Annotated in this window: 23 protein-coding genes and 3 pseudogenes; 14 read left to right on the top strand and 12 right to left on the bottom strand. The window is 46.0% G+C overall.

The annotated features are described in order from the left end of the window. Nucleotides 1-153: 153 nt before the first annotated feature. Nucleotides 154-984 (top strand): spermidine synthase, encoded by an 831-nt coding sequence (gene speE, locus P3L57_RS18705; protein WP_044159821.1) that lies wholly within the window; start codon nt 154-156, stop codon nt 982-984. Between the two features lie 60 nt (nt 985-1,044). Continuing rightward, nucleotides 1,045-1,917, top strand: a complete 873-nt coding sequence (gene speB / locus P3L57_RS18700; RefSeq protein ID WP_069486779.1) for an agmatinase — start codon at nt 1,045-1,047, stop codon at nt 1,915-1,917. 105 nt (nt 1,918-2,022) lie between these two features. On the opposite strand, the gene P3L57_RS18695 is transcribed toward speB, so the two are convergent. Beyond that, a complete protein-coding gene (locus P3L57_RS18695; RefSeq protein WP_024123223.1) occupies nt 2,023-2,142 on the bottom strand; it encodes a PhrC/PhrF family phosphatase-inhibitory pheromone in 120 nt (39 codons plus the stop codon). Beyond that, nucleotides 2,126-3,271, bottom strand: a complete 1,146-nt coding sequence (locus P3L57_RS18690; RefSeq protein WP_069486780.1) for a response regulator aspartate phosphatase — start codon at nt 3,269-3,271, stop codon at nt 2,126-2,128. The genes P3L57_RS18695 and P3L57_RS18690 overlap by 17 nt, the downstream gene beginning before the upstream one ends. Nucleotides 3,272-3,499: 228 nt before the next feature. Here P3L57_RS18690 and P3L57_RS18685 point away from each other — a divergent pair, with 228 nt between their 5' ends. The 3 genes and pseudogenes from P3L57_RS18685 to P3L57_RS18680 all read left to right on the top strand — a co-directional run. Beyond that, nucleotides 3,500-4,858: a YncE family protein gene (locus P3L57_RS18685; RefSeq protein WP_059335160.1), complete on the top strand. Its 1,359-nt coding sequence runs from the start codon at nt 3,500-3,502 to the stop codon at nt 4,856-4,858. A gap of 30 nt (nt 4,859-4,888) precedes the next feature. Then, nucleotides 4,889-5,059: pseudogene (locus P3L57_RS20790) on the top strand (YncE family protein); the annotation flags it as partial. Beyond that, a pseudogene (locus P3L57_RS18680) lies at nt 5,051-5,405 on the top strand (YncE family protein); the annotation flags it as partial. The pseudogenes P3L57_RS20790 and P3L57_RS18680, both read left to right, overlap by 9 nt. A gap of 6 nt (nt 5,406-5,411) precedes the next feature. Here the strand turns inward: P3L57_RS18680 and P3L57_RS18675 are convergent. The 9 genes and pseudogenes from P3L57_RS18675 to sboA all read right to left on the bottom strand — a co-directional run bounded on the left by P3L57_RS18675 (nt 5,412) and on the right by sboA (nt 12,351). Next, on the bottom strand, nt 5,412-6,113 hold the full coding sequence (locus P3L57_RS18675) for a hypothetical protein (RefSeq protein ID WP_044159813.1): 702 nt from the start codon (nt 6,111-6,113) through the stop codon (nt 5,412-5,414). Next, nucleotides 6,110-7,387: a M16 family metallopeptidase gene (locus tag P3L57_RS18670; RefSeq protein WP_069486781.1), complete on the bottom strand. Its 1,278-nt coding sequence runs from the start codon at nt 7,385-7,387 to the stop codon at nt 6,110-6,112. Before P3L57_RS18670 ends, P3L57_RS18675 begins: the two co-directional genes overlap by 4 nt. Before the next feature lie 5 nt (nt 7,388-7,392). Next, complete coding sequence (locus tag P3L57_RS18665; RefSeq protein WP_083244507.1) at nt 7,393-8,556, bottom strand: insulinase family protein; 1,164 nt, start codon at nt 8,554-8,556, stop codon at nt 7,393-7,395. Beyond that, nucleotides 8,546-9,856, bottom strand: coding sequence for an antibiotic biosynthesis protein AlbD (locus P3L57_RS18660; RefSeq protein ID WP_069486783.1), 1,311 nt, complete (start codon nt 9,854-9,856; stop codon nt 8,546-8,548). The genes P3L57_RS18665 and P3L57_RS18660 overlap by 11 nt, the downstream gene beginning before the upstream one ends. Beyond that, the gene (locus tag P3L57_RS18655) at nt 9,849-10,568 is read right to left on the bottom strand and encodes an ATP-binding cassette domain-containing protein (protein ID WP_069486784.1); all 720 of its coding nucleotides are present in this window, start codon (nt 10,566-10,568) and stop codon (nt 9,849-9,851) included. The genes P3L57_RS18660 and P3L57_RS18655 overlap by 8 nt, the downstream gene beginning before the upstream one ends. Then, nucleotides 10,565-10,726 (bottom strand): antilisterial bacteriocin subtilosin biosynthesis protein AlbB, encoded by a 162-nt coding sequence (gene albB, locus P3L57_RS18650; protein ID WP_059292334.1) that lies wholly within the window; start codon nt 10,724-10,726, stop codon nt 10,565-10,567. The genes P3L57_RS18655 and albB overlap by 4 nt, the downstream gene beginning before the upstream one ends. Before the next feature lie 12 nt (nt 10,727-10,738). Beyond that, nucleotides 10,739-12,085 carry a subtilosin maturase AlbA gene (gene albA / locus P3L57_RS18645; protein WP_044159802.1) on the bottom strand — a complete coding sequence of 449 codons (1,347 nt, stop codon included), beginning with the start codon at nt 12,083-12,085 and terminating at the stop codon, nt 10,739-10,741. A 37-nt stretch (nt 12,086-12,122) separates the two neighbouring features. Next, nucleotides 12,123-12,263, bottom strand: a pseudogene (locus P3L57_RS20785) (bacteriocin-like protein SboX). After that, nucleotides 12,220-12,351 (bottom strand): subtilosin A, encoded by a 132-nt coding sequence (gene sboA / locus P3L57_RS18640; RefSeq protein WP_003222002.1) that lies wholly within the window; start codon nt 12,349-12,351, stop codon nt 12,220-12,222. Before sboA ends, P3L57_RS20785 begins: the two are co-directional and overlap by 44 nt. Nucleotides 12,352-12,662: 311 nt before the next feature. On the opposite strand from sboA, the gene P3L57_RS18635 reads away from it, so the two are divergent. The 4 genes from P3L57_RS18635 (at nt 12,663) to P3L57_RS18620 (ending at nt 16,907) form a co-directional block, all read left to right on the top strand. Continuing rightward, nucleotides 12,663-13,091, top strand: coding sequence for a YwiB family protein (locus P3L57_RS18635; protein ID WP_024123211.1), 429 nt, complete (start codon nt 12,663-12,665; stop codon nt 13,089-13,091). After that, nucleotides 13,088-14,758 (top strand): arginine--tRNA ligase, encoded by a 1,671-nt coding sequence (gene argS / locus P3L57_RS18630; protein ID WP_059353713.1) that lies wholly within the window; start codon nt 13,088-13,090, stop codon nt 14,756-14,758. Before P3L57_RS18635 ends, argS begins: the two co-directional genes overlap by 4 nt. A gap of 134 nt (nt 14,759-14,892) precedes the next feature. Then, nucleotides 14,893-16,080, top strand: coding sequence for a nitrate/nitrite transporter (locus tag P3L57_RS18625; RefSeq protein WP_069486785.1), 1,188 nt, complete (start codon nt 14,893-14,895; stop codon nt 16,078-16,080). Between the two features lie 110 nt (nt 16,081-16,190). After that, entirely contained in the window at nt 16,191-16,907 is a 717-nt protein-coding gene (locus P3L57_RS18620; RefSeq protein WP_069486786.1) for a fumarate/nitrate reduction transcriptional regulator Fnr, read from the top strand. Between the two features lie 32 nt (nt 16,908-16,939). Here the strand turns inward: P3L57_RS18620 and P3L57_RS18615 are convergent, their stop codons facing one another. Further along, nucleotides 16,940-17,659: a YwiC-like family protein gene (locus P3L57_RS18615; protein WP_069486787.1), complete on the bottom strand. Its 720-nt coding sequence runs from the start codon at nt 17,657-17,659 to the stop codon at nt 16,940-16,942. 143 nt (nt 17,660-17,802) lie between these two features. Here P3L57_RS18615 and P3L57_RS18610 point away from each other — a divergent pair, with 143 nt between their 5' ends. From P3L57_RS18610 to narI, 5 genes are all read left to right on the top strand, one after another. Beyond that, entirely contained in the window at nt 17,803-18,279 is a 477-nt protein-coding gene (locus P3L57_RS18610) for a cyclic nucleotide-binding domain-containing protein (RefSeq protein WP_059335151.1), read from the top strand. 217 nt (nt 18,280-18,496) lie between these two features. Next, nucleotides 18,497-22,183, top strand: a complete 3,687-nt coding sequence (locus P3L57_RS18605; protein WP_069486788.1) for a nitrate reductase subunit alpha — start codon at nt 18,497-18,499, stop codon at nt 22,181-22,183. Continuing rightward, entirely contained in the window at nt 22,173-23,636 is a 1,464-nt protein-coding gene (gene narH, locus P3L57_RS18600; protein WP_044159791.1) for a nitrate reductase subunit beta, read from the top strand. The genes P3L57_RS18605 and narH overlap by 11 nt, the downstream gene beginning before the upstream one ends. Before the next feature lie 25 nt (nt 23,637-23,661). Then, nucleotides 23,662-24,216: a nitrate reductase molybdenum cofactor assembly chaperone gene (gene narJ / locus P3L57_RS18595; RefSeq protein ID WP_069486789.1), complete on the top strand. Its 555-nt coding sequence runs from the start codon at nt 23,662-23,664 to the stop codon at nt 24,214-24,216. After that, entirely contained in the window at nt 24,213-24,905 is a 693-nt protein-coding gene (narI, locus tag P3L57_RS18590) for a respiratory nitrate reductase subunit gamma (protein ID WP_059292339.1), read from the top strand. The genes narJ and narI overlap by 4 nt, the downstream gene beginning before the upstream one ends. The last annotated feature ends 31 nt before the right edge of the window (nt 24,906-24,936 follow it).

The raw sequence follows: 24,936 nt of genomic DNA, 5'->3' as shown, positions 1-24,936 counted from the left end.
TTGTTTTTAAACATCGTGTGACAGGACGCATCTTTACTTTTTCCCCGCCATCCTCTATACTTTTTCCTTAGGTGAAAATGCGATTTCAACCGGGAATAAAAGCTGAAAAGACGCTTACAATAAATGAATACAGCCTTGAAAGGGAGATGACAATTGAGCGAACTTTGGTACACAGAGAAGCAGACGAAAAACTTTGGCATTACATTGAAGGTTAATAAAACATTACATACAGAACAAACTGAGTTTCAGCATTTAGAAATGGTGGAAACAGAAGAGTTCGGCAACATGCTGTTTTTGGACGGCATGGTGATGACGTCTGAAAAAGATGAATTCGTTTATCACGAAATGGTGGCGCATGTGCCATTGTTTACGCACCCTAATCCGGAGCATGTGCTTGTTGTCGGCGGCGGTGACGGCGGCGTCATCAGAGAAATCCTGAAGCACCCGAGCGTGAAAAAAGCGACACTTGTTGATATTGACGGCAAGGTGATCGAATACTCTAAAAAGTTTCTTCCTTCTATTGCGGGAAAACTTGACGATCCGCGTGTTGACGTGCAGGTGGATGACGGATTTATGCACATTGCGAAATCTGAAAATCAATACGACGTCATTATGGTAGATTCAACTGAACCAGTCGGGCCTGCGGTAAACCTGTTTACAAAAGGGTTCTATGCCGGAATCGCGAAGGCGCTGAAAGAAGACGGCATTTTTGTCGCTCAGACGGACAACCCATGGTTCACACCGGAATTAATCACAAATGTACAGCGTGACGTGAAGGAAATCTTCCCGATTACGAAGCTGTATACTGCGAACATTCCGACATACCCAAGCGGTTTGTGGACATTTACAATCGGTTCGAAAACATATGATCCGCTTGCAGTGGATGACAGCCGTTTCTTTGATATTGACACGAAATATTACACAAAAGATATTCATAAAGCGGCGTTTGTTCTGCCGAAATTTGTGAGTGACCTGATTAAATAATGATGGTATGGCGCAGGAGCGAATCTTGCGCTTTTTTACAGGAAAGCGAGGGTATTATAGATGAGATTTGATGAAGCTTATTCAGGAAAAGTATTTATCGCGAGCCGTCCCGAGTGGGAAGGGGCGGACGCCATCCTTTACGGCATGCCGATGGACTGGACGGTCAGCTATCGTCCGGGCTCACGCTTTGGCCCGAGCAGAATCCGCGAGGTGTCAATCGGCCTTGAAGAATACAGCCCGTATTTAGACCGTGATCTGGCCGACCTGAACTTCTTTGACGCCGGCGACATTCCGCTGCCGTTCGGAAATCCGCAGAGAAGCCTTGATATGATTGAGGAGTATGTGGACAGCATTTTAGAAAAAGGGAAGTTCCCGATGGGAATGGGTGGAGAGCATCTTGTGACATGGCCTGTCATTAAAGCGATGCACAAGAAATATCCCGACCTTGCGATTATCCATTTTGATGCGCATACAGATCTTCGCGTTGACTATGAGGGAGAACCGCTTTCTCACTCAACGCCGATCCGCAAAGCGGCAGAATTGATCGGACCGCAAAATGTATATTCATTCGGAATCCGTTCCGGCATGAAAGAAGAGTTTGATTGGGCGAAGGAAAACGGCATGCACATCTCCAAATTTGAAGTGCTTGAACCGCTGAAAGAAGTGCTACCGAAGCTGGCAGGCCGTCCGGTATATGTCACAATCGACATTGACGTATTAGACCCTGCTCACGCACCGGGGACAGGAACCGTTGACGCAGGCGGCATCACGTCTAAAGAACTGCTTGCATCCGTCCATGAAATCGCGCGCTCAGAAGTAAACGTGAAGGGCGCTGATTTAGTAGAAGTAGCTCCGATTTACGACCACTCAGAGCAAACGGCAAACACAGCCAGCAAAATCATTCGTGAAATGCTGCTTGGGTTTGTGAAATAAGAGAAACATCCAGACTTTGTCTGGATGTTTTTTGTTCTCATGCTTTGCAAACATCTTATTCAAGGTGGAAAGAGGGGACGAAAAAAACCGCCGATAAAGGCGGTCTTATATCATAGCACGTTGTGCAACATCAAAATGTTCTGTAGATGAATTTGATACTTCTACTGTGACAAATACAGCACTCACAGCTAAACAAGCGAGTAATAATTTATACTTCCATTTCATATAAATTCACCCCCCCTTGAATGTGCTGTCTTGCTTCTTCAACCTTTAAAAAATAAGTAGATGCTTTTTTGTAATTTTCCTGCTGATGATAATACTTAGCAACATCGAGTGCAAAGTCTTCAATATCAGCATACATCATTTTACTTTCAAGGAAAACAAAACATTTTTCTATTGCTTCTTCATCAGGTCCAGACAAGTATAAAGATTCCAAAAATTCAAACTCCATTAAGTACACAGTGTCTCCGGCAGCTATTGAATATTCTCTTCCTTTAATATGATATTCACAAGCGTTATCAATCTTGCCTAATTTAAAATAAATTTGTGTAATTAGGAAAAAAGCTTGTGGCAGTGAAGGAAGCATTTTCGATTCTTCAAATACATGAATAGATTTTTTTACATACTCTATCGCTGATTCAAGACTGTGTTGGTTTTGCTTGCAAAGTGCAATATTATAAAGCGTTCTTCCCATTAGCTGCGGCTGCTGTGCCGCCTCAGCAAGTGTATAAGCTTTTTGGAAATGGGCAATTGCTTTATCATACTGTTTCAGATCCAAAAAGTTAGCTCCAAACAGGGATTGGCATTGAATCATTCTGATATCATATGTAGTTTGTTCATTGTATATTTCAAAGGCTTGACGTGCATAGTCCATGGACACATAAGTTTGCTTCATATAGTAATAAACTTCTGACATTTTGAAAAAGAACTCAGCTTTATCAATTTTATCTGTCACAAAAGTCAGTTTGCTCTCTGCTTTTTTAAAAAATTGAATGGCTAATATATATTCCCGGCGATCCAGTTCGTACATACCTCTGAAGAAATTAAAGTAGTATTCAAGCAGTCCGGTTAAACGAGCCTGTTTTTTATCAATCTCAAGCAACAAATCGGACAGTCGCGGCTGTTCCTCTATCCGCATGTTTTCTAACGGTTCAAGATACTCAAGCATCAGATTGTGCCGGAATTCCATCAGTGAATAATACAAATGAAGATCCTGGTCTTCTTCCATTTGATCCAGCTCTTGTTTGATTTCTCTTCGTAAATATTCCGCATCCGGTATGCTGAATCGGCGTATGTACATATACCATTCATTAATCTTTTCTCCAACGGAAGAAGAAGATATGACACTTGTCACGTTTGAAAATCCCTCCCTTCATTATTCTATATATGTCATATTTTATCATCATCATTCTTGTGAGAAGCGCAAAAAAACCGCAATCTTTTCTTTCGTTACACCGCATGATGGCCGGAATTTCTTCAAAAACAGCTTTTACCCTCGGCTGTTTGTACAAGCAAATGCATTCACCTTCCATATTCTGTTGTATCTGCGTGAGCAGTGTATGTCTGAAAAGGAAGTGATGAAATGAGGAAAAACAAGCTTTCCTTTAAAGAAAAAGCAGAAGCTGCACAAGATTGTTTATGTTTTTGTGAGGAAGAAACCAGTCGTGAAGCGATGTTTCAAGCGCCGATTGAATTGCCTGAGGGGTTTGTCGTTGATCCGGCTGAAGCTGTTGCAAACGTCACGTGGAATGCAGACAGCCTTTCTTGTGTCAGTGAACGCTGCTTAATTGAGACGGGGCCTGAGCCTGATGAAATCGGTGTTCAATTTGCAGTCCGCCTGCAGGGAACCGTTACGCTTCTGGTCAGTGTCTCACCTGTGCGAAACCAATATGGACAAGGGGAGGGGGCTGTTTCTGTCATTCACAATGTGGAGATCGATCAAGTTGTCTATTATTCTGATGAACCGGATGATTGTCCGGATGTCAGTGACATTACGATCGAGAACCTTGTTGTCGTCCCGCCATTTTACGGCAGTCCATTATCGGTGACGGGAACGATTGTGCTTGTACCTGCGCCGGAGCCCGAACCCGTTTATGCGTTCACAGCGAATCCAGATGATCAGTCGGTTTCTGTGATTGATACCAACACTCATACTGTTGTGACGACGATTTCTCTTCCATACCAACCTACAAGGATAGAAAAGGCGCCAGATAACACCTCTGTGTTTGTTTTGCATTACTATGATCGTGTCATTTCTGTCATCAGTCAAGACACATTGAGTGTTACAGCTTCTATTTTGCTGGATCAGCCGCCGGAATCCATATCTTTTATACCTGGACACGAATTTTTTTATGTTGTCGCTGGTGGTGCCATAAATGTGATAGGAATTGAAACCTTAACTGTTGAAAGGTCTATTCCTTTTGAAGGCTTTGATGTTGCAATTGATCCAAATGGATTGTTTGCGTATCTGCTTGGTTTCGGTTCAGTGCAAAGATTGGACTTAAACACAGGTGAAGTGACAGGAACTATTGAACGGGATCTTATCGTAAATGCCCTAGAAACGGGTTGGCCGGAACGTTACCTTTATGTATTAGAACAAGAATTCTTTTTCAATTATTTGACGGTGATTGATTTGAATACATTTACGATCAGCAGCACCCAAGAGCTGGAGTATGAAGGTGAATATGGAATGTTCAAGAGCGGATCAGGGGTGTATTTGTTTGATGATTTCACTCACAATCTATATTCCGTCAGTCCAAGTGGTGCAGGCGTAATAGGAAATCTTCCGCAATTGGCAAGAGACATTGCGTTTACCCCGAATGGCGAGTTTCTGTATGCAACAAATTTTATAGAGCAAAGCATCACTGTTTACAACACGGATGATTATTCTGTGGAAACTGTCATATCGCTTGGCGTTTCACCGAGTGACATTGCGATTTAACCAACTATGCATCTCTAAAAGGGATGTGAAATCAGAAAAAAGAATGATTTTTCTGTTTTACAGGAAAATTGTTTCTGTTTTTGTGATGAAGATGCCAGTCGAGAAGCGCCATTTCAAGTGCCGATTGAAGTTCCGGAGGGGTTTGTCGTTGATCCTGCGGAAGCAGTCACTGCGGTTACATGGAGTATAGACGTGATGAGTGGTGAACTAGGACCGAAGGGTGTAACAGAGATCAGTTTGTCACCCTTGAGCAGGGGGTGGCTTTGACCGCCTATTTGAAACTTTGAGGACAATTGTATGTTCTCTGGATAGTACTAGGGCTTATTTTCCAGAGTCTTATAGTGAACCGTTTCTCATTAACAATGTATATGTCGTTAATACTGCCGCACAAAGGAAATTGCAAACGTGTCTCTTCCTAATGTCTATAACCTCACAGTAACATCCGACAAAGCCCGGCGACAATGCAGTGACCGTGTACCGCACGAGTGATGATTCAGCCGTGACGGTCATTCCGGTTGGCGCCGGTCCGTCCTCGATTGCAATGTAGATGTTTTTATAGATCGAGAGAAGCAGGGCTGCGATAAGAGAATCGTTTATAAATAAAAGATCCGATCTGCTGGATGGCAGCTAAGATGATCAGAAACAGCAGTTCACTTATAGTAAAACTGAGCATCCACCAAATCCCGGCTCCTGTCAGCACTCCCACAAGCACTTTCCGGAACAGGTTTCCATGCTGAAAAAGCTGCAGCAAGTACGTTCGCAAATAAAACAATAAATACAAAATCAGTAACACCGCAAGCCCCATTGTAACGGCAGGGGACGTATGAAAGCTGAAGGGAACGGCCTTGACGATTTCGAACATGCAGCCGAAAACGATGACCTGATACAATACAGCAGCCATCACATATGATTGGCGGATGCCCCTATAGCTGTCGCGCAGCAATTTTACATCGTCGGCATAACGGCTGCACAGCTTGCGATGCTGAAAGTCACAGCAGCTTTGATGAGACTGTGTGAGTTTCTGAAAAGCTGCTGTCATGTTTTTGACAGATTGCGTCACGTAGTGAAGATAGAGAAAGGCGGGAAGCATCAGTACGGAAGCGGCACAAGCCAACAGCCCAAGGCGGGCAGCGTCATTTTTGATCAGCTGTACATATTGGCCCGCGGCTTCGGCACCTGAGTGAAACCAGCCGAAGGAATAAGCCGCCATGGCCGCAAGCAGCAATAATAAAGTAAAGACAGTGCTTTTTTTCATTGTCTCATCACTTCTTTCTGGGGTACATGAATGACTGCTTTGTTAGAAGAAACCATTGCTTCAATGAGAGCCAAGAAATCATGAGAATTCATCTGCTGAATGGTGCGGTAAAGGCCGAGAAACGAGCAATCGTACTGTTCACATTCTGCCGCCCATTCAAAGCATTTACGCGCGTAATCACTGTCATAGATGATCGCGTTGACTAAAGAATCCTTGCCGTACTCAAGCCAGGCTTCGGTACGGTTTTTCTGCTGCGTGATATAGTAAGATGCCACATCGATATATGCGGAAGAATGCGCCCCTTTACTGTGAAGGATCAAAAAGCCGCCATCCTCTGATAAGTGAACATCCGCTGACAGGCTTTGGATATTCAAGCGGTACGTTTGCCGGATCTCTTGAAAAAACGGCGAATCCATGTGAAACAGGATGCGAGAGGCAATGTCCCAATACAGCTTCAAGGTCAAAAGTCCGTTTTCTCCTGGGAGCGCCCCGATTTGTATTCCGGTCCAAGTGTCTTCCGGCCGCTCCAGATCACCCTTTACCTCTTTTGATGAGAGGGGAGGGCACGCAGGGACGATCTTTCTGTCAGAGCGGCTGCCAGAGCACTTTTCCAGTCTGAGCTGAGAAGGCAAAAGAGTTTCCGCATCTTCTGGGCCGCCAATCAGAAACAGCGTCATCCGATGGGGCTGGTAGGCGGCAGCATAGGCTTCCTGCAGATCACAGATCGACAGAGCCTCAATGTCTCTTTTTCTGCCTGCGGGGAAGATTGCGGCTGGTGAGGCAGGAGACAGCATCTGGATCAGCTGATAATGGTAATGAAGCTGGTGGTTGAGAAGCGCCGTATCTATTTCACTTGTAATCACGGCTTTTTCCTGAGCAATGATCTGCTCGTCAAACGAGTGGTTCCATAAAGCGTCAAGCAGGACTGGAATGGTTTGTCTGAGCCGATCCGGCAATGAGGTAAACATGAAATTTGTATCAGTGTAAGTGGTGAACGCATTCAACAGCGCGCCGTGTTCAAAAAAATCACTATACAGGTTCCGGCCGTTATGCCAAAAGAGGAGATGTTCTAAAAAGTGCGCTGTGCCATATGGCAGCATCCGGCTGCCGGTTTCTGACTGTAAGCGGACATCCTGGCTTCCAAAGCCGGTTTTGACATTGCACAGTCTTAAATGGGCGCGGGGGAATTGTAACCTGAATATTTTCATTCCCTTGTCTGTGTATCTGATATCGGTTCGTTCATCCAGCTGTTGAAAAAAGGCTTCCTTTTCCATATCTCTCATCCCCTTACTACATGAGCTCCGATATATGTAAGATTTTTGATGAATTGCAGCAAATCGCGGCACGTGACTGCTGAGATGCTGTCCAGCAAGTCTTCTTTTTTGCAAGAGAAACGGCGCAGGATTCCCATATAGGCTAAGAGTCCTTCAGGAGAATCAAATTGCAGCAGGATTTCATTGATTAAAAATTGTTGTGCCTTTTTTAATTCCGGTTCATCCGCGTGGAAACGCGATACAGCTTCCAAAACTCTTGGAGGAATCTCGTTTTCATGAAGCTGGTCGGTGCATACGGAAACAAGCAGCATATTGCTCATGATGTCATAGCGGGTGATCACATGATAAACGGCCAGATCTTTTTCGCGAAAATGCCGAAATAAAGCGGAATGGCCGTATTTGCCGAGCAATCCGTCTATCAGCTGCATGGCTAAATAATCGCGGACATCTTTCATGTCCCCGCAGTCAAAGCCAAGTGTCATAACGGACGGACCTGCTGTGCTGCGTGTCTCTGTTTCGAAAATATCCTGATTCACGGGTTTTCTTACAGCAGACACGGCGGACGCCTGTGGGGCATGTCCCTGAACATCACATGACTGTATGTTTCCTAATATGTTCAGCTGTTTCTGCTGAGAAAATAAATCAGCAATAAATTCCGACGCATCCAGAAAACGTTTAGGATGCACAGCCATAAGCTTGTCTTTCCGGCCAAACATGGCAGTGCCGTACATCGGGTTTCCAAAGGCTTCCTCCGCCAGACGGGCTGCTGAATAGGAGAACGGGTCAGCGAATGTCTTTTCCATTTTCAGCAGCAGTTCGGCTTTTGCCTTTTCCGCTGCGCTGGCAGAAAGAGAAGCCGGAAAGGAGGACATGTCAACAAAGGTGTTCAGAACAGCATCTGTATGAAATCCCTCAGCATATAACGGATGAATCATGCGGGTCCCGTACGTTTTCAGCTGCCGGTCAAAAAAGAGATTTGATGAATACATGAAGCGGCGGCCGGCGGCATAGCCGAAAGTGTCGATGATGTTTTGCTTCTGGTGTGCAGCCGCGCCATAAAAATAGATCGTTTCTTCTTCAGGTTCCGCCGCGCTTTCGATCGGCTTCAGAAAGCTCGCGGCGATCGAGATGGTTGAAAATTGATCAGTCGTCAGCAGGTTAACTTCCAAGCCGTTCTCTTTTTCCGCTTGTATCAAAGAAACCACCATCCTGTTTTTGCAGTAAATAGACAATGATCAGCCCGGCAATCGGAATGACTGCCAAGGAAATAACAGTGCCTGTTAAAGTAGCTAAAAAAAGAGGAATACAAAATACATAGGAACGGTATTTAGAGAAACCGCTCCAGAGCTGCTGCTCCGTCTGCCAGCTGAAGGACGGCTTTTTTTCATCTGAAATTAACCGAATATAAGCCCCCGCCAGCAGCAATTCCATACACTGCAAAAAAGTCAAAAGTGAAATCGGCCGGCCGCTGATCAAGCCCATTATCATGGCAATCAAAATAAACCCGCCGGCCAATAAACCGGAATAAAAGCGATATTTCGCCCAAAGCATCGTTCTGCGTTTAATCGGAAGCGTGATCAGCAGTATCCGGTCATTTTTCTCAAGAGAATACAATAAAGCAATCGGTGAGCAGATCAGCAGGAGAGCGCTAATCACGATATAGACGACATGCTGATCGGCAATGCCGGTGTTCATCATCTGAAACGAAAAGAAGCCGCTGAATGCCCCCATCACAATATAATTTAACAGCATCGCTTTGGAGGAAATAAACCGGTTCCATTCTCTTTTATAAAACGAAAATTCTGATGTCCGCATAAAAGAATGCATTTTGCTCTGCTGCTGAGGCGCCTGCAAGAATGAAGGGAAGTCAATCACAATAGCCCAGAGCATATGAATCGCACATAGCGGGATCACGGCAGGCATCAAAGCCGCACTGAAGCACACGCAGGTGAATGCCGCCGCATGCAGCAGGAGTGCCGTTCTCCTTTTTTTGACGAAAAGATTGCTTAACAAAACGCCGAAAATAATCGAATAGACAGTAAAAAACGAAAATCTGCCGAGCCAATACAGGGTTTGTGCTCCTGACAGCGTTCCGTTTCCGAATAAGAACAGCGGTAATATGAAAAAAAACAGCGTCCTTCTCAAGCAAGTATCAACAAACAAAACCGCACTCTGAGCGAGCCAGAAGCTCCGGGAAGAGATCGGCAATAGACAGCTCAGCTTCATGTAAGATTCCTTCCATTGGGATGTAACAGAGAGAAACACCATGTACGCATTCATAAACAGAAGCGCAAGCGTGATGTATGTTTTTCCTAAGGTTGATTCATCAATGCCTGCCTGGCGGATCAGCCCGATTTCAAACAAGGCCAAAACGGCAAGCCCTGCGGTGATGCGAATGGCGTCTTTTTTTCCTTGGCGGCCGTAAAGCTGTTTGAACAGCAATGACAGAATCGGAAACAGGTTATTCATGGCCGATCACCTCAAAAAATTCACGCCGAAGATCAGTCTCCTCTCCAATCGGAATGACCTTCCGGATCTGTTTGTGATGAAGAATGGCCGCATAATCACAAAATCTCTGCACCACATCGAGCAAATGGGAAGAAAACAAAATCGTTCCGCCTGCCTTGCAATACGCCTGCATTTTCTGATAAAAGACCTCTATTGACTCCACATCCAAGCCGACAAGCGGCTCATCCAAAATAAACAGGGGAGCCCCGAGCAATAGCCCGGTCATCAACACAACCTTTTGCCTGTTGCCGAGAGACAGCTCGGAAATTCTCCGGTTTGTGTATTGGGAAAAGTGAAATTCCTCTGCCAAACTGTTAAATTGCTGCTCTGAGAAATCTTTCTGATACAAAGAATGAACGAAAGAAACATAGTCCTTCGCCGTAATTTCTGTAAATAGAAGCGGATAATCGGCAGCAAAGTAGCGGCGGGTCTTCAGCTCATCTGATGTTTTCTGCGGCATGCCGGCATCCGCTTCAATGCCGCACAGCGTAAAGTGCCCGCTGAAATTGCGGTTTACCCCTGTCAGCGTATTGATCAGCGTTGTTTTTCCGGCGCCGTTTACCCCAAGCAGTCCGTAAACGGCGCCTTTTTCTAATTGTAAATCCACGTTTTCTAAGATGACGTTGTCCCGTTCATACCAAACGGATACATCGTGTATATCCAAAATGCTCATCGCGAGTCAGCCTTCCGCGCGCGCATACCGAAAATTATGGCGATGGCGATAGAAATCAGCGTAAACACATAATCGCTTTTTACGAAGTAGACGACCGCGCCGATGACAAAAATAAATGAAAGGATATACAGTAACATTTTTCTTTGTGCTGGTGACAAATTGTTTCCCTCCTAAATAAGCTGGACCACATCTTCTAATTGTTCATTTTTCGCCCAGGAGCAGATGTTTTTTCTGTGGTATTTGTTGGAGTTCAGCCCTTTTAAGTAACAGCCTCCGCAATAGCCGCTGAACGGGCATTTGTCTTTCATGCAATGCTCGCTGAACCGCGGCGCCTGCGCTTTCCACAATTTATGGACAAGAGGGGAGTCAAAGATGCTTTCATATGAATCATGAAATATATTTCCCAATGAAAATTCCTTCGGGAAGAGTGCGCACGGGCGTACTTCTCCGAACGGGCTGATCACAATTGATTTCCAGCCGGCGCCGCAGTTCGCCGCACGTTTTCTTTCATACGGAATGATCGGGATCAAATCTTTAAATTCATCAATGACATTTTGCTCGTACTCCATAAATTTGCGGTGCTGTTCGGCATCTTTCGTCGGATGGACAATATCTCTGCCTCTTCCGAAATCATCAACCCAATTGTAAGAGAACGCTTTCGCCCCGAGATCGCGCACCTTTTGGGCCATATCGTGGATTTCCCACATGTTTTTTTCGAAAACCGACATGGCGACTCTGACAAAAATACCATGATCACTCAACAATTTTATCGTTTTACAGGTTTGGGCAAAAGAGCCTTTTCTCCCTCTAAATGAATCATGCACTTCGGACTGTACGCTATCCAGTGATATGCCGACGATGATTTTTTGCTTATAGGCTTTTAACATCTCCAGGCTTTCTTTTCGCATCAGCGTTCCGTTGGTTAAGACGGCGACTTTTTTGAATTTCTTTAACACATATTCAAGAATCTCATTGGCGTTTGGATGGACGAAAATTTCGCCGCCTGTGATTTCACACGTTAAAACGCCGTTATCATACAGCATATCAGCCGTTTTCTTAAATTGATCAATGGATACGGTGCCGAGCGCTTCCGGCGAGCTTTCTAAATAGCAGTGGGCGCACTTTAAATTGCAGCGGTGCGTCAGCTCAAAGGTGGCATGCAGCGGCATCGGAAATTCATTGCTTCCGCTGGTGGCGATTTTGTGAAAGCGGGCCCGGTTTTCTAGCTGAATGACCTGCTTGTTCAAAAGCATGCTGAGCATGTCATAGTACCAGTCCTTGTGGTCTTCCGGCGACTCATCATACTTTGCGCATTGCTCTTCTAAAATCTGTTCAGCCGTTCTTTGACCGTCCATCAGCATACAAAGCTCGTAAGCCGTTTTGTTGAGATCTAAGTATTCAAAATCAGAGATCGAGACGTTATCACGCATGTAGTCAATTTCCAGCACGCCGCCCTCAGGCAACTGGTGGACTCTTACACTTTCATTAATAAATGGAAACATCTGCTCTATAAACAAAATACCATCCCCTATACATATGATTCAAATATAAAAATCACTGTGTATGTATAACCAAGATGTAGATTTTAGTTAAAATTTGTATTTTAGTTAAAAAGGGCATAGTAATTTACTATGCCCTTTTCCGGAGAACCTTATCCCCAGAGACCGAATAGACCTGTTGCACCGGCAATTTCAAAATCAGGGATAGGTCCGTCCACTAAACAAGCGGCTCCGATTGAACATGTCGCGCAACCTTTGTTTTCTACAATGACAGCTTTTTTCATAATTGAATCCTCCCTTTTTTTGTTTTTCTAGCAGATCTTTGATGTACTTTTATATTAAAACTATCAAATTATCATTTCAATACATATATTTTGAAGAAAATGTGAATTGAAAACGGTAGAATTCGGAAAAATGTAATATTTCCCAAAGGTAATCAGTGGTATGATTTTCTCTTCTATAAAGGAATTGCTTTTTCTGAGGTTTATCTTCAAATCTGATGAGCAATGATGGTAAGATAGAAGCAGTTGAAGTTTACAAACCGAATGATTATACTATTCAAGTCAAAGTGGAAAGATGAAAAGGACGTGTCAGAATGAAGCAAGAGACACCGATAACAATCCATGTGAAATCTGTGATCGAGGATGACGGAAACGAAGAAGTGATCGAATTCCGCACCACCGGATTTTACTATGTGAAACAGAATAAAGTGTATCTATCTTATTATGAAGAACACGACTTAGGCAAAGTGAAAACGATTGTAAAAGTAAGCGAAGGCGAAGTGCTTGTCATGAGATCAGGTGCTGTCAAAATGAACCAGCGTTTCGTGACTGGAGCTTCCACAATCGCCAAATATAAAATGTCATTTGGTGAGCTTGAGCTGAAAACGAGCACAAAATCGATTCAATCTGATCTCGGCGAAGAACAAGGCCGTATCAGTATCGCATATGATATGCATGTCGGAGACGAGCAGCAGCATTTACATAATATGACGATCACGTATGAGGGAGGAACTCACGCATGAACATTGCGGAACAGATGAAGGACGTGCTGAAAGAAGAAATCAAAGCAGCCGTTCTGAAAGCGGGACTGGCTGAAGAAAGCCAGATTCCAAATGTCATTTTAGAAACACCGAAGGATAAAACACACGGCGATTATTCAACAAATATGGCGATGCAGCTCGCGAGAATCGCGAAAAAAGCGCCGCGCCAAATCGCTGAGGAGATTGTCGCTTCTTTTGATAAAGGAAAGGCTTCTATTGAAAAGCTTGATATCGCCGGTCCTGGTTTTATCAATTTCTATATGAACAATCAATATTTAACGAAGCTGATCCCGTCTGTATTGGAAGCGGGAGACGCGTATGGAGAAACAAACATCGGAAACGGCGAACGCGTTCAAGTGGAATTCGTATCTGCAAATCCGACGGGCGACCTTCACTTAGGCCACGCGCGCGGTGCGGCTGTCGGCGATTCCTTGTGCAATGTGCTTGCAAAAGCGGGTTACGATGTGAGCCGCGAATACTACATTAACGATGCCGGAAACCAGATTAACAACCTGGCGCTTTCTGTGGAAGTCCGTTACTTTGAAGCGCTTGGACTGGAAAAACCGATGCCGGAGGACGGCTACCGCGGTGAGGATATCATTTCAATCGGAAAGCGTCTCGCTGAGGAATACGGCGACCGTTTCGTCAACGAAGAAGAAAGCGAACGCCTCGCATTTTTCCGTGAGTACGGTTTGAAATACGAGCTGGAGAAGCTTCGCGTAGACTTGGAAAACTTCCGTGTGCCGTTTGACGTGTGGTATTCTGAAACATCACTGTACCAAAACGGAAAAATCGATAAGGCGCTGGACGCGCTGCGTGAGAAAGGCCATGTCTATGAGGAAGACGGTGCGACTTGGTTCCGTTCCACAACGTTCGGTGATGACAAAGACCGCGTACTGATCAAAAAGGACGGCACATACACATACCTGCTTCCTGATATCGCCTACCATAAGGACAAGCTTGACCGCGGCTTTGATAAGCTGGTCAACGTATGGGGCGCCGACCACCACGGCTACATCCCGCGTATGAAAGCGGCAATCGAAGCACTTGGCTATGAAAAAGGAACGTTGGAAGTAGAAATCATTCAGCTCGTGCACCTTTACAAAAACGGCGAGAAAATGAAAATGAGCAAACGGACGGGGAAAGCGGTAACGATGCGCGACCTGATTGACGAAGTCGGCCTTGATGCCGTGCGTTATTTCTTCGCGATGCGCAGCGCTGATACGCATATGGATTTTGACTTGGATCTTGCTGTATCAACATCTAACGAAAACCCTGTATATTATGCGCAATACGCACATGCCCGCATTTGCAGCATGCTTCGCCAAGGGGAAGAGCAAGGACTTAAGCCGGCGGCAGATCTTGATTTCAGCCCTATTCAATCAGAAAAAGAATATGATCTGCTGAAAACAATCGGCGGTTTCCCAGAGGCAGTGGCGGAAGCGGCGGAAAAACGAATTCCTCACCGTGTGACGAACTATATTTATGACTTGGCTTCAGCTCTGCACAGCTTCTACAATGCGGAGAAAGTCATCGACCCTGAAAACGAAGAGAAAAGCCGTGCGCGCTTAGCTTTAATGAAAGCAACGCAAATCACGCTGAACAACGCGCTTCAATTGATTGGCGTATCGGCTCCTGAAAAAATGTAATCAAGCTGAAAGGACAAAGCCAGAGGGCTTTGTCCTTTTTTTGTTAAAAAAACGTGTGATATAGTTCACAATCTTCTTCGCCGAGTTTTTGTATGATAAGGCTGATTATTGAATCAGTGAAAGGGGCAAGCCGAATGATTAACCGTCAACACTTTCAATTATCGCTGCAGTCATTAAGCTTGGTGGCAGGGTTTATGGTTTGGGTGCTGATTTCGTCACTTATTTCCCAAATCACATTAGATATTCATTTGAGCAAAGGCGAAATCTCCCTGGTAACGGCCATACCCGTTATATTAGGATCGCTTCTCCGCATTCCGCTGGGGTATTTGACCAACAGGTTTGGCGCGCGGATCATTTTTATGATTAGCTTTATATTGCTTTTATTCCCTGTATTTTGGATCAGTATGGCAGATTCCCTGTTTGATTTAATCGCGGGCGGTTTTTTCTTAGGGATTGGGGGAGCCGTTTTTTCCATTGGGGTTACATCTCTTCCGAAGTACTATCCTAAAGAAAAACATGGCGTTGTAAACGGTATTTACGGTGCCGGGAATATCGGAACCGCGATCACTACATTTGCAGCTCCCGTGATTGCTCAAGCGGCGGGGTGGAAAAGTACGGTGCAAATGTATATGGTTCTGCTGGCTTTATTTGCTTTGCTGCACTTTTTCTTCGGTGACCGGCATGAGAAGAAAGTGAAGGTGTCCGTAAAGACTCAAATCAAAGCCGTTTACCGAAATCATGTGCTGTGGTTTCTGAGTCTCTTTTATTTTATTACGTTTGGCGCCTTTGTCGCTTTTACAATCTATCTGCCAAACTTTCTTGTTGAGCAGTTTGATCTGAGTCCTGCGGATGCCGGGCTGCGGACGGCAGGTTTTATTGCTGTATCCACGCTGCTCAGGCCGGCGGGCGGGTGGCTGGCTGATAAAGTGAGTCCGCTCCGCATCCTGATGTTTGTCTTTGCCGGCTTGACATTATCGGGCGTCATCCTGTCGTTTTCGCCGACGATCGGCATTTACGCCTTTGGGGCGTTAACGGTTGCGGTGTGCTCCGGGATTGGAAACGGGACGGTTTTTAAACTGGTTCCTTTCTATTTTTCTAAGCAGGCGGGAATCGCCAACGGAGTCGTGTCTGCCATGGGCGGATTAGGCGGCTTTTTCCCTCCGCTGATCCTGGCGAGTGTATTTCAGGCGACGGGACAATACGCCATCGGATTTATGGCGCTTTCGGAAGTCGCGTTAGCAAGCTTTGTCATTGTCATATGGATGTATTGGCAGGAAAGAATGAAAACACATACAGAGAGAAGCGGGCACAGCGTAAACTGACGGGCCGCCGGCGATTGGGGAATTCACGAGATTGTAAGTTTTTTCTGAAAAGCGCAAATGATTTCACGTTACAATAGATACACAACGTGACTTTTCTTCGAGGTGAGCTCATGAATTTTCTCTCTGTTCGAACATCTGATAAGGATCTTATTTCCAGTGATCTTCATCAATTGCTGGAATCCATCAGTACAAAAAGAAAAATCAAAAAACACACATACCTGTTTCGAGAAGGAATGGATGCAGAAGAGCTTTATCTGATTCAGTCAGGACTCATTGAAATCGGGAAGCTGACGGCTGACGGCAAAGACCTGACGCTAAGAATCTGCCAACAAAATGATATTGTCGGTGAATTAACACTTTTCACAGAAGAACCGAGATATATGCTCAGTGCAAAAGTGCTGGAGGATGGCGAAGTGCTCGTCATCAATAAAAGCAGACTTGAAAAGGAACTTATCCACAACGGTGCTTTGACATTTGAATTTATGAAATGGATGAGCACCCATTTGCGCAAAATTCAATCCAAAATCAGAGACCTTCTTCTTCATGGCAAAAAAGGGGCGCTCTACTCCACCCTCATCCGCTTGTCAAACAGCTATGGGGTGAACCGGAGTGACGGCATTCTCATTAACATTGCCCTGACAAACCAGGATTTGGCGAAATTTTGCGCGGCTGCAAGAGAGAGCGTCAACCGCATGCTGGGTGATCTCCGCAAACAAGGGGTTATTTCAATAGAGGATTCCGGAAAGATTGTACTGCATCAGCGGGACTATTTACGGTGTGAGATTGAGTGCGAAAATTGCCCGTTAGAGATTTGCAATATTGATTAAGAGGAAACAAGGACAGCAATGTGTCCTTGTTTTTATCTTGTTAGCCAAATACACATGATGGCGAAAAAGAAGCACGCATTGACGATTTCAAGAATGCCGATCGTTTGAACAGGCCACTTCTTTCCATGAAAAAACCATGCACGCAAACTGCTGGGGATAAAGGCGAGAACGGCCCAGCCCGCTCCAAAAGCTGCGGAAAGTAAGGGGAGGATCAGGTGATAGCCCCACGACCAGCAGGCAAATACTCTATTATTCTTCTCCCGGATCACCGACTTCACATAAAATGAACTTCCGATAAAAAACAAAGCAGATTGTGCGAAAATAAACCATGCCCAGCCGTCAAGAGTCTCCGTCCCCAGCCAGCAGCTGGCGAGTCCGCCTGTACAAAAGAATAAGACGCCCGCAAAATCATTCAGCAGCGCTCGTTCATTTTTTTGCCGGGCATAATACACATGAATGAGAAACAGCGGCAGCAAAGAAAAGGCAAGCCAGATAAAAGACGGCTTATGGATGACAGCGGCAAGCAAAAAGCTGCAGGCTGGAAAACTGTAAGAAAATATCCACTTTTGATAGGGGTTGATTTGTTTCTTTTTTAATGCCAGCGTAACAGGATAAACAGCTAAATAAAGAAAAAGCCAGCCTAAAAATAGGGGGATATGCCAAAGAATCGCTCCTCCCTTCACCATACCGAGGCAAAACGGAATCAGCAGCATGGCCCAAGCGCCGTGCTGCTTCGGAATAAGCGCCTTCATCGAAACACTCCTTTCTTGTTTCATTATAAAAGCAAAAATACCGCCAATAAGTGACATTCATCATATCATCTGTGAAATACATCACTGCTGTCATGGATCGGCCGGGCTACACTAAAGCTATCCTTAGCACAGGAGGCTTCCCTATGAATCAGTGTGACTATTTATTTTTTTTGAAACAACTTCCTATGTTTAATGAAGTGCCTCTATCCATTGTCGAAACATTGCTGAATAACGGGACGTTTATCCGCGGTTCATGTGATCAGGATCTATCTTTTCTCCATTCTCAATCCATTTATATTGTATTAAAAGGCAGTATTCGTTTTATTGACAGCAGGCTGCCTGAAGGGTCGCAAACCGTGGCGCTGTGGGAAAAAGGCGATGTGTTTCCCATTGATCAAAAAGGCGGGATGTTCTTATCTCCATTCATTTCAGTCCGAACATCCGAAGACATTCTTATGCTCAATATCCCTTTTTACTTATTAAAGAAAATCATGTCCTATTATCCGCAGCTGCAAATGAATTTTCTGGTGATGCTCCAGCAAAATGTCTTTTTCTCTTATGAGCTGTTTTTGCGATACATGCATAGATCTCAGGATGAAAACGCTGAGCCCGATTCCTAAAAGGAACCGGGTTTTTGATCTTTGAATGAAAGACGGCTAATGACTCAGGCGTCCTGCCTGAACGCCGCCTTCATCACATCCTGTGAAAGTCCCTTCCTTCTTCCTCATGTGAACTTTCTGTGAAAAAAGGGGAGTGTGTGACATAGTTCACAAGGAAATACGCTTTCTCTGTTTATAGTGAACTTAGCATCACCTGACTCGGAAGGAGTGAACTCTCATGAAGAAAAAGAAATTGAGTCCGTTGTTTAGGAGATTGAACTATTTCTCTCCTATCGAACACCATTCAAATAAACATAGCCAAACCACCCGCGAAGATCGCGATTGGGAGAATGTATATAGAAACAGATGGCAGTACGATAAAGTTGTCCGCTCCACCCACGGAGTCAACTGCACGGGATCTTGCAGCTGGAATATTTATGTGAAAAACGGCATCGTCACGTGGGAAGGGCAAAATTTGAATTATCCTTCAACCGGCCCTGATATGCCTGACTTCGAGCCAAGGGGCTGTCCCCGCGGGGCAAGTTTTTCCTGGTATATCTACAGCCCGCTGCGTGTCAAATATCCATACGTGCGCGGTGTCCTGATCAATTTGTGGCGGGAAGCATTGCAGGCTCATCAAAACCCTTTGGAAGCATGGAAATCGATCGTTGAAAATCCGGATAAAGCGAAGTCCTATAAACAGGCGCGGGGAAAGGGCGGCTTTGTGCGCGCTGAATGGCCGGAGGTGCTGAAGCTGATTTCTGCTTCTCTGCTGTATACGGTTATAACATACGGCCCTGACCGGAATATCGGGTTTTCTCCGATTCCGGCTATGTCCATGATAAGCCATGCGTCAGGCTCGCGGTTTATGTCTTTGATTGGCGGCCCTATGCTCAGTTTCTATGATTGGTATGCGGATCTTCCCCCGGCATCGCCGCAAATCTGGGGCGACCAGACAGACGTCCCGGAAAGCAGTGATTGGTACAACTCAGGCTATATCATCACATGGGGCTCCAATGTGCCGTTAACGAGGACGCCGGATGCGCATTTTTTGGCAGAAGCCCGCTATAAAGGCGCTAAGGTCATCTCAATCAGCCCCGATTTCGCGGAATCCTCTAAATTTGCAGATGACTGGCTGAGCATCCGCCAAGGAACAGACGGCGCGCTTGCGATGGCGATGGGGCATGTGATCCTGCAGGAGTTTTACGTTAATCAGAAGACAGAGCGTTTCATAGAGTACGCAAAGCAATACACGGATTTCCCGTTCTTTGTCACTCTAACTAAAGAGGATGGCGTGTATACGGCCGGGCGTTTTCTTCACGCAAAGGACATCGGGCGGCAGACGGAGCATGATCAGTGGAAGCCTGCGGTGTGGAATGAACGTACAAGCGCATTCGCGATTCCGCAAGGAACAATGGGCTCCCGCTGGGACGGCCAAAAGAAATGGAACCTGCACATGATAGATGAAGAAACAGGCGAATCGATTGAACCCCGGCTTTCGGTGCTCGGCATAGAGGACGAAATCGGCACAGTTCGAATCCCTTATTTCTCAAATGAGGGAAACAGAGTGCTAGAGCGAGATCTGCCTATAAAAAAACTGGCCCTGGACAATGAAGATGTCTATGTCACAACCGTATTTGACTTGATTTTGGCTAACTACGGCGTGAATCGGGGGATCGGGGAGAAATCAGCCTGCTCGTATGACGATCCTGAACCGTTTACGCCAGCCTGGCAGGAGCAGGTGACAGGGATCAAAAAAGAAGCCGTCATTAAGATAGCCAGAGAGTTTGCCCAAAATGCAATCGATACAGAGGGCCGATCCATGATTATCGTAGGGGCGGGGATCAACCACTGGTTCAACTCTGACACGATCTACCGGGCAGTATTAAATCTCGTATTACTGGTAGGCGCCCAAGGCGTAAACGGCGGAGGCTGGGCTCATTATGTAGGACAGGAAAAACTCCGCCCTGCTGAAGGCTGGCAGACGATCGCCAACGCTAAGGATTGGGAGGGGGCGCCAAAGCTGCAAAACGGCACTTCCTTTTTCTATTTTGCGACTGACCAGTGGCGCTACGAGGATCAGCCGGTCAGTGACTTAGCATCTCCGATCGCGGCATCCTCCCGCTACAAGCATCACGCCGACTACAATGTGCTGGCGGCAAGACTCGGGTGGCTTCCGTCTTATCCGACATTTGATAAAAACGGAATTGACCTGTACAAAGAAGCTGAAAAAGCGGGGGCGAAGACAACAAAAGATGTTGCTGACTATGTGGCCCGCCAGCTTCAAGAGAAAAAACTGAAATTTGCCATTGAAGATCCTGACAATGAAGCGAATTTTCCGAGAAACCTGTTCGTGTGGAGAGCGAATCTGATCTCCAGTTCGGGAAAAGGGCATGAATATTTTCTCAAGCATCTCTTGGGAACGACGAACGGCTTGATGAATGACGACAGCGACAGCATCCGTCCTGAAGAAATCAAATGGCGCGAGCAGGCACCGGAAGGAAAGCTCGATTTGTTAATCAATCTCGATTTCCGAATGGCCGGTACCGCCTTGTATTCCGATATCGTGCTTCCGGCGGCGACATGGTATGAAAAACACGATCTCAGCAGCACTGATATGCATCCGTTTATCCACCCCTTTGCCCCGGCTATTTCGGCTCCTTGGGAATCGAAGTCAGACTGGGATATTTTCAAGGCTTTATCAAAAGCCGTCTCCGATCTCGCGGACGAAGTTGATATGAAGCCGGTAAAAGAAGCTGTCGCCGCACCGCTCCTCCATGACACCATGCAGGAAATGGCCCAGCCTCTCGGAAAAATTAAGGACTGGAGCAAAGGCGAATGCGAAGCCGTCCCGGGGAAAACGATGCCGAACATTCAAGTTGTTGAAAGGGACTACAAGCAAATCTTTCATAAAATGACTGCGCTCGGCCCAAACGCCGCCTTAAAACCAAACGGAACAAAAGGCATGAGCTGGTCGATTGCCGATGAATACGAATCACTCAAAAAAAGGCTGGGAGAAGTCACCTCAGACAGTGTCGCAAAGGGATGTCCAAATATAAGCGAGGCCAAGCAGGCGGCAGAAGCCGTTTTAACCCTTTCGTCCACGTCGAATGGAAAAGTTGCCGTAAAAGCATGGGAATCGCTTGAAGACATCACAAATCTGAAGCTGAAAGATCTGGCTGAAGAGCGGGAGGAAGAATGCTTTACGTTCGAACAAATCACGGCTCAGCCCAAAACGGTGATCACATCTCCGGCATTTACAGGCTCGGAAAAAGGCGGGCGCAGGTATTCGCCGTTTACGACAAATGTGGAAAAATTAATCCCTTGGCGTACGCTGACAGGCAGACAATCCTATTATGTCGATCATGAGCTGATGATGGAGTTCGGGGAAACGATGGCGACCTTTAAACCGATCCTCCAGCATCGCCCTTTCTTAAGCAAACGGCCTGATCAAGAGGGCAAAGAAATCGTTCTCAATTATTTAACGCCGCATAACAAATGGTCCGTGCACAGCATGTATTTTGATTCTCTGCCGATGCTTACGCTATTTCGCGGCGGGCCGACAGTGTGGATGAATAAAGATGATGCAGAGGACACAGATATCCGAGACAACGATTGGATTGAATGCTTCAACCGAAATGGCGTTGTCGTAGCGAGAGCCGTTCTTTCTCACCGTATTCCTAAAGGAATGGCGTTTATGCATCATGCCCAAGACCGCCACATCAACGTGCCCGGCACAAAACTGACCAATAACCGCGGAGGCACCCATAACAGTCCGACAAGGATTCACGTCAAGCCGACACAGATGATCGGCGGCTATGCCCAGCTCAGCTACGGCTTTAACTACTATGGCCCTACGGGGAATCAGCGCGATCTGAATGTGGTCATCCGCAAGCTGAAGGAGGTCGATTGGCTTGAAGATTAAAGCGCAAATCGGAATGGTCATGAACTTAGATAAATGCATCGGCTGCCACACGTGCAGCGTCACTTGCAAAAACACGTGGACAAACCGTTCCGGTGCCGAATATATGTATTTCAATAATGTAGAAACAAAGCCAGGTATCGGCTATCCGAAGCAATGGGAGGATCAGGACAAATATAAAGGCGGCTGGACCTTAAAAAAAGGAAAGCTCGAGCTGAAATCAGGCCCGAAAACCAACCGTCTTGCAAATCTTTTCTATAATCCGAATCAGCCAACCATTGATGATTACTACGAGCCTTGGAACTATGATTATGAAACGCTGACTAACAGTCCGCAGAAAAAACATCAGCCCGTAGCGCGGCCAAAATCGTCGCTGACGGGAGATTTCATGAATATTGAATGGGGGCCGAACTGGGAGGACGATCTGGCGGGCGGCCACATTACGGGACTTGAAGATCCGAACGTTCAAAAGATGGAGGAGTCTATCAAAACAGAATTCGATGAAGTCTTTATGATGTATCTTCCGCGCATCTGCGAGCACTGCATCAATCCGGCGTGCGTTTCATCCTGCCCGTCCGGCGCCATGTACAAACGCGAGGAAGACGGCATTGTGCTTGTGGATCAAAACGCGTGCCGTTCATGGAGATATTGCGTTTCATCCTGCCCTTATAAAAAAGTCTATTTTAACTGGCAAACGAACAAAGCGGAAAAATGCACACTCTGCTTTCCGCGTTTGGAGGCGGGACTGCCGACCATCTGTTCAGAGACATGTGTGGGGAGAATCCGTTATTTGGGCGTCATGCTGTATGACGCGGATAAGGTGGAGGAAGCGGCATCTGCAGAAAATGAAAAGGATCTCTATCATTCTCAATTAGAAGTGTTTCTTGATCCGAATGATCCCGAGGTTGCTAAACAAGCAAAAGAACAGGGCATCCCGACAGAATGGATAGAGGCTGCACAGCAATCGCCCATTTATAAGATGATCATCGACTGGAAAATCGCCCTGCCGCTTCATCCGGAGTATCGGACATTGCCGATGGTTTGGTACATTCCTCCTTTGAGTCCAATCATGAATCTCTTTGAAGGAGAGGGAAGCCGGCAAACAGCGGAAGACATTTTTCCGGCTATCGACCAAATGAGGATTCCGATTGACTATTTGGCGCAACTATTAACGGCCGGTGATACAGATCATATTCGGTCGACATTAAAGAAAATGTCTGTCATGCGCCAGTATATGAGAGCGATCCAGACGAATAAATCAATCGATCCGGCACTGATCTCCAGTGTCGGCTTAACAGAACAGCAAATTGAAGACATGTATCGGCTGCTTGCGATCGCCAAATACGATGACCGATTTGTGATTCCGAGCAGCCACCGTGAAGACATTTCTGATTTATACGCTGAACAAGGGAGCTGCGGCTTATCATTTTCAGGCGGTCCCGGCTCTTGTATATAACCAAAGAAAAATGAGGTGTAACACGATGAACACCACAGACCGGCAAATCACATTCTCGGCTCTTTCCTATCTTCTTTCGTATCCGGATGAAGAGTGGAGAGCGGAACATCCCGAATGGAAAGATCTGATCAATGAAATCGAAAATCAGCATATCCGGGAGAAACTGCTTCATTTTGTAAAGTCATCAGCATGTTTTTCCCCGCAGGCCCTGATTGAACATTATGTATACACGTTTGACTTCGGGAAAAAAACGAATATGTATGTCACCTACTTTAACTCAGGCGAGCAAAGGGAACGCGGCATTGAATTGCTGCAGTTAAAGAACACTTATGAGCAATCCGGCTTCCTCCCGACAGACAAAGAGCTTCCCGATTACCTGCCGCTTATGCTGGAATTCGCCGCCATTGCGGAGATGAAGGAAGCCAAGAGCATATTTGAGAAGTATCTGTCTAATTTGCGGGAGCTGACATCCCGTTTAGATCAAAACCAAAGTTTATATGCCGTACTGCTGGATGCACTGCTTACCGCACTTGAGGAAATCGGCTTGTGTGAAAGCAGCGAAGGAGCTGTTCGGATATGAGCGGGCAGATCCTGTGGGTCATCATGCCGTATATGGTATTGACGATATTTATCGGCGGGCATATTTACCGCTATCAGCACGACCAGTTTGGCTGGACCGCCAAATCAAGCGAACTGTTAGAAAAGAAAAAGCTTGCGGCGGGCAGCACGCTCTTTCATTGGGGGATGCTGTTTGTTATCGGCGGACACGTTATGGGCATTCTCATCCCCGAAGGTGTGTATCGTGCAATCGGCATCACAGAACACGTGTATCACAAAATGGCGATTGGCGTCGGCTTGCCGGCGGGAATTGCTGCAGTAATTGGACTTTTCATCCTGACATACAGAAGGCTGTTTGACAAAAGGATCCGCAAAACCAGCTCGCCCTCCGATTTTCTCACGCTGTTTTTGCTGCTGTTTGTGATGGTCTCGGGCGTTGCAGCCACATTTCTCAACGTTGATTCGAAAGGATTCGATTACCGGACAACAGTCGGGCCGTGGTTCAGGCAGATCTTTTTGTTGAGGCCGGACGCTTCTTTAATGGAGAGTGTTCCGCTATGGTTTAAGCTTCATATTCTCATGGGATACGTCATTTTTATCATGTGGCCATTTACGAGATTGGTTCACGTGTTCAGTCTGCCGCTCAAATACCTGACCCGCAGCTATGTCGTATATCGCAAGCGTTCGAAACAGCACATACAGCATCCGTAAAAACATCCCCCTTAGCCAAAAAGGGGGATTT

The organism is Bacillus sp. B28, from assembly GCF_029536185.1.
Classification (GTDB): Bacteria; Bacillota; Bacilli; order Bacillales; family Bacillaceae; genus Bacillus; species Bacillus halotolerans.
Note: the sequence above shows the minus strand (reverse complement) of the source record. Positions and strands in the feature narration are given on the sequence as shown.

Bases quoted from the DNA above. Each gene is read 5' to 3' on its own strand.
- P3L57_RS18615 (WP_069486787.1), bottom strand. From the start codon at position 17,659: ATGAAGGCGCTTATTCCGAAGCAGCACGGCGCTTGGGCCATGCTGCTG.
- narJ (WP_069486789.1), top strand. From the start codon at position 23,662: ATGAACACCACAGACCGGCAAATCACATTCTCGGCTCTTTCCTATCTT.
- P3L57_RS18635 (WP_024123211.1), top strand. From the start codon at position 12,663: ATGAAGCAAGAGACACCGATAACAATCCATGTGAAATCTGTGATCGAG.
- P3L57_RS18670 (WP_069486781.1), bottom strand. From the start codon at position 7,387: ATGGAAAAGGAAGCCTTTTTTCAACAGCTGGATGAACGAACCGATATC.
- sboA (WP_003222002.1), bottom strand. From the start codon at position 12,351: ATGAAAAAAGCTGTCATTGTAGAAAACAAAGGTTGCGCGACATGTTCA.
- P3L57_RS18655 (WP_069486784.1), bottom strand. From the start codon at position 10,568: ATGAGCATTTTGGATATACACGATGTATCCGTTTGGTATGAACGGGAC.
- P3L57_RS18620 (WP_069486786.1), top strand. From the start codon at position 16,191: ATGAATTTTCTCTCTGTTCGAACATCTGATAAGGATCTTATTTCCAGT.
- argS (WP_059353713.1), top strand. From the start codon at position 13,088: ATGAACATTGCGGAACAGATGAAGGACGTGCTGAAAGAAGAAATCAAA.
- P3L57_RS18660 (WP_069486783.1), bottom strand. From the start codon at position 9,856: ATGAATAACCTGTTTCCGATTCTGTCATTGCTGTTCAAACAGCTTTAC.
- P3L57_RS18625 (WP_069486785.1), top strand. From the start codon at position 14,893: ATGATTAACCGTCAACACTTTCAATTATCGCTGCAGTCATTAAGCTTG.
- P3L57_RS18695 (WP_024123223.1), bottom strand. From the start codon at position 2,142: ATGAAATGGAAGTATAAATTATTACTCGCTTGTTTAGCTGTGAGTGCT.
- speB (WP_069486779.1), top strand. From the start codon at position 1,045: ATGAGATTTGATGAAGCTTATTCAGGAAAAGTATTTATCGCGAGCCGT.
- P3L57_RS18605 (WP_069486788.1), top strand. From the start codon at position 18,497: ATGAAGAAAAAGAAATTGAGTCCGTTGTTTAGGAGATTGAACTATTTC.
- P3L57_RS18610 (WP_059335151.1), top strand. From the start codon at position 17,803: ATGAATCAGTGTGACTATTTATTTTTTTTGAAACAACTTCCTATGTTT.
- P3L57_RS18675 (WP_044159813.1), bottom strand. From the start codon at position 6,113: ATGAAAAAAAGCACTGTCTTTACTTTATTATTGCTGCTTGCGGCCATG.
- P3L57_RS18685 (WP_059335160.1), top strand. From the start codon at position 3,500: ATGAGGAAAAACAAGCTTTCCTTTAAAGAAAAAGCAGAAGCTGCACAA.
- narI (WP_059292339.1), top strand. From the start codon at position 24,213: ATGAGCGGGCAGATCCTGTGGGTCATCATGCCGTATATGGTATTGACG.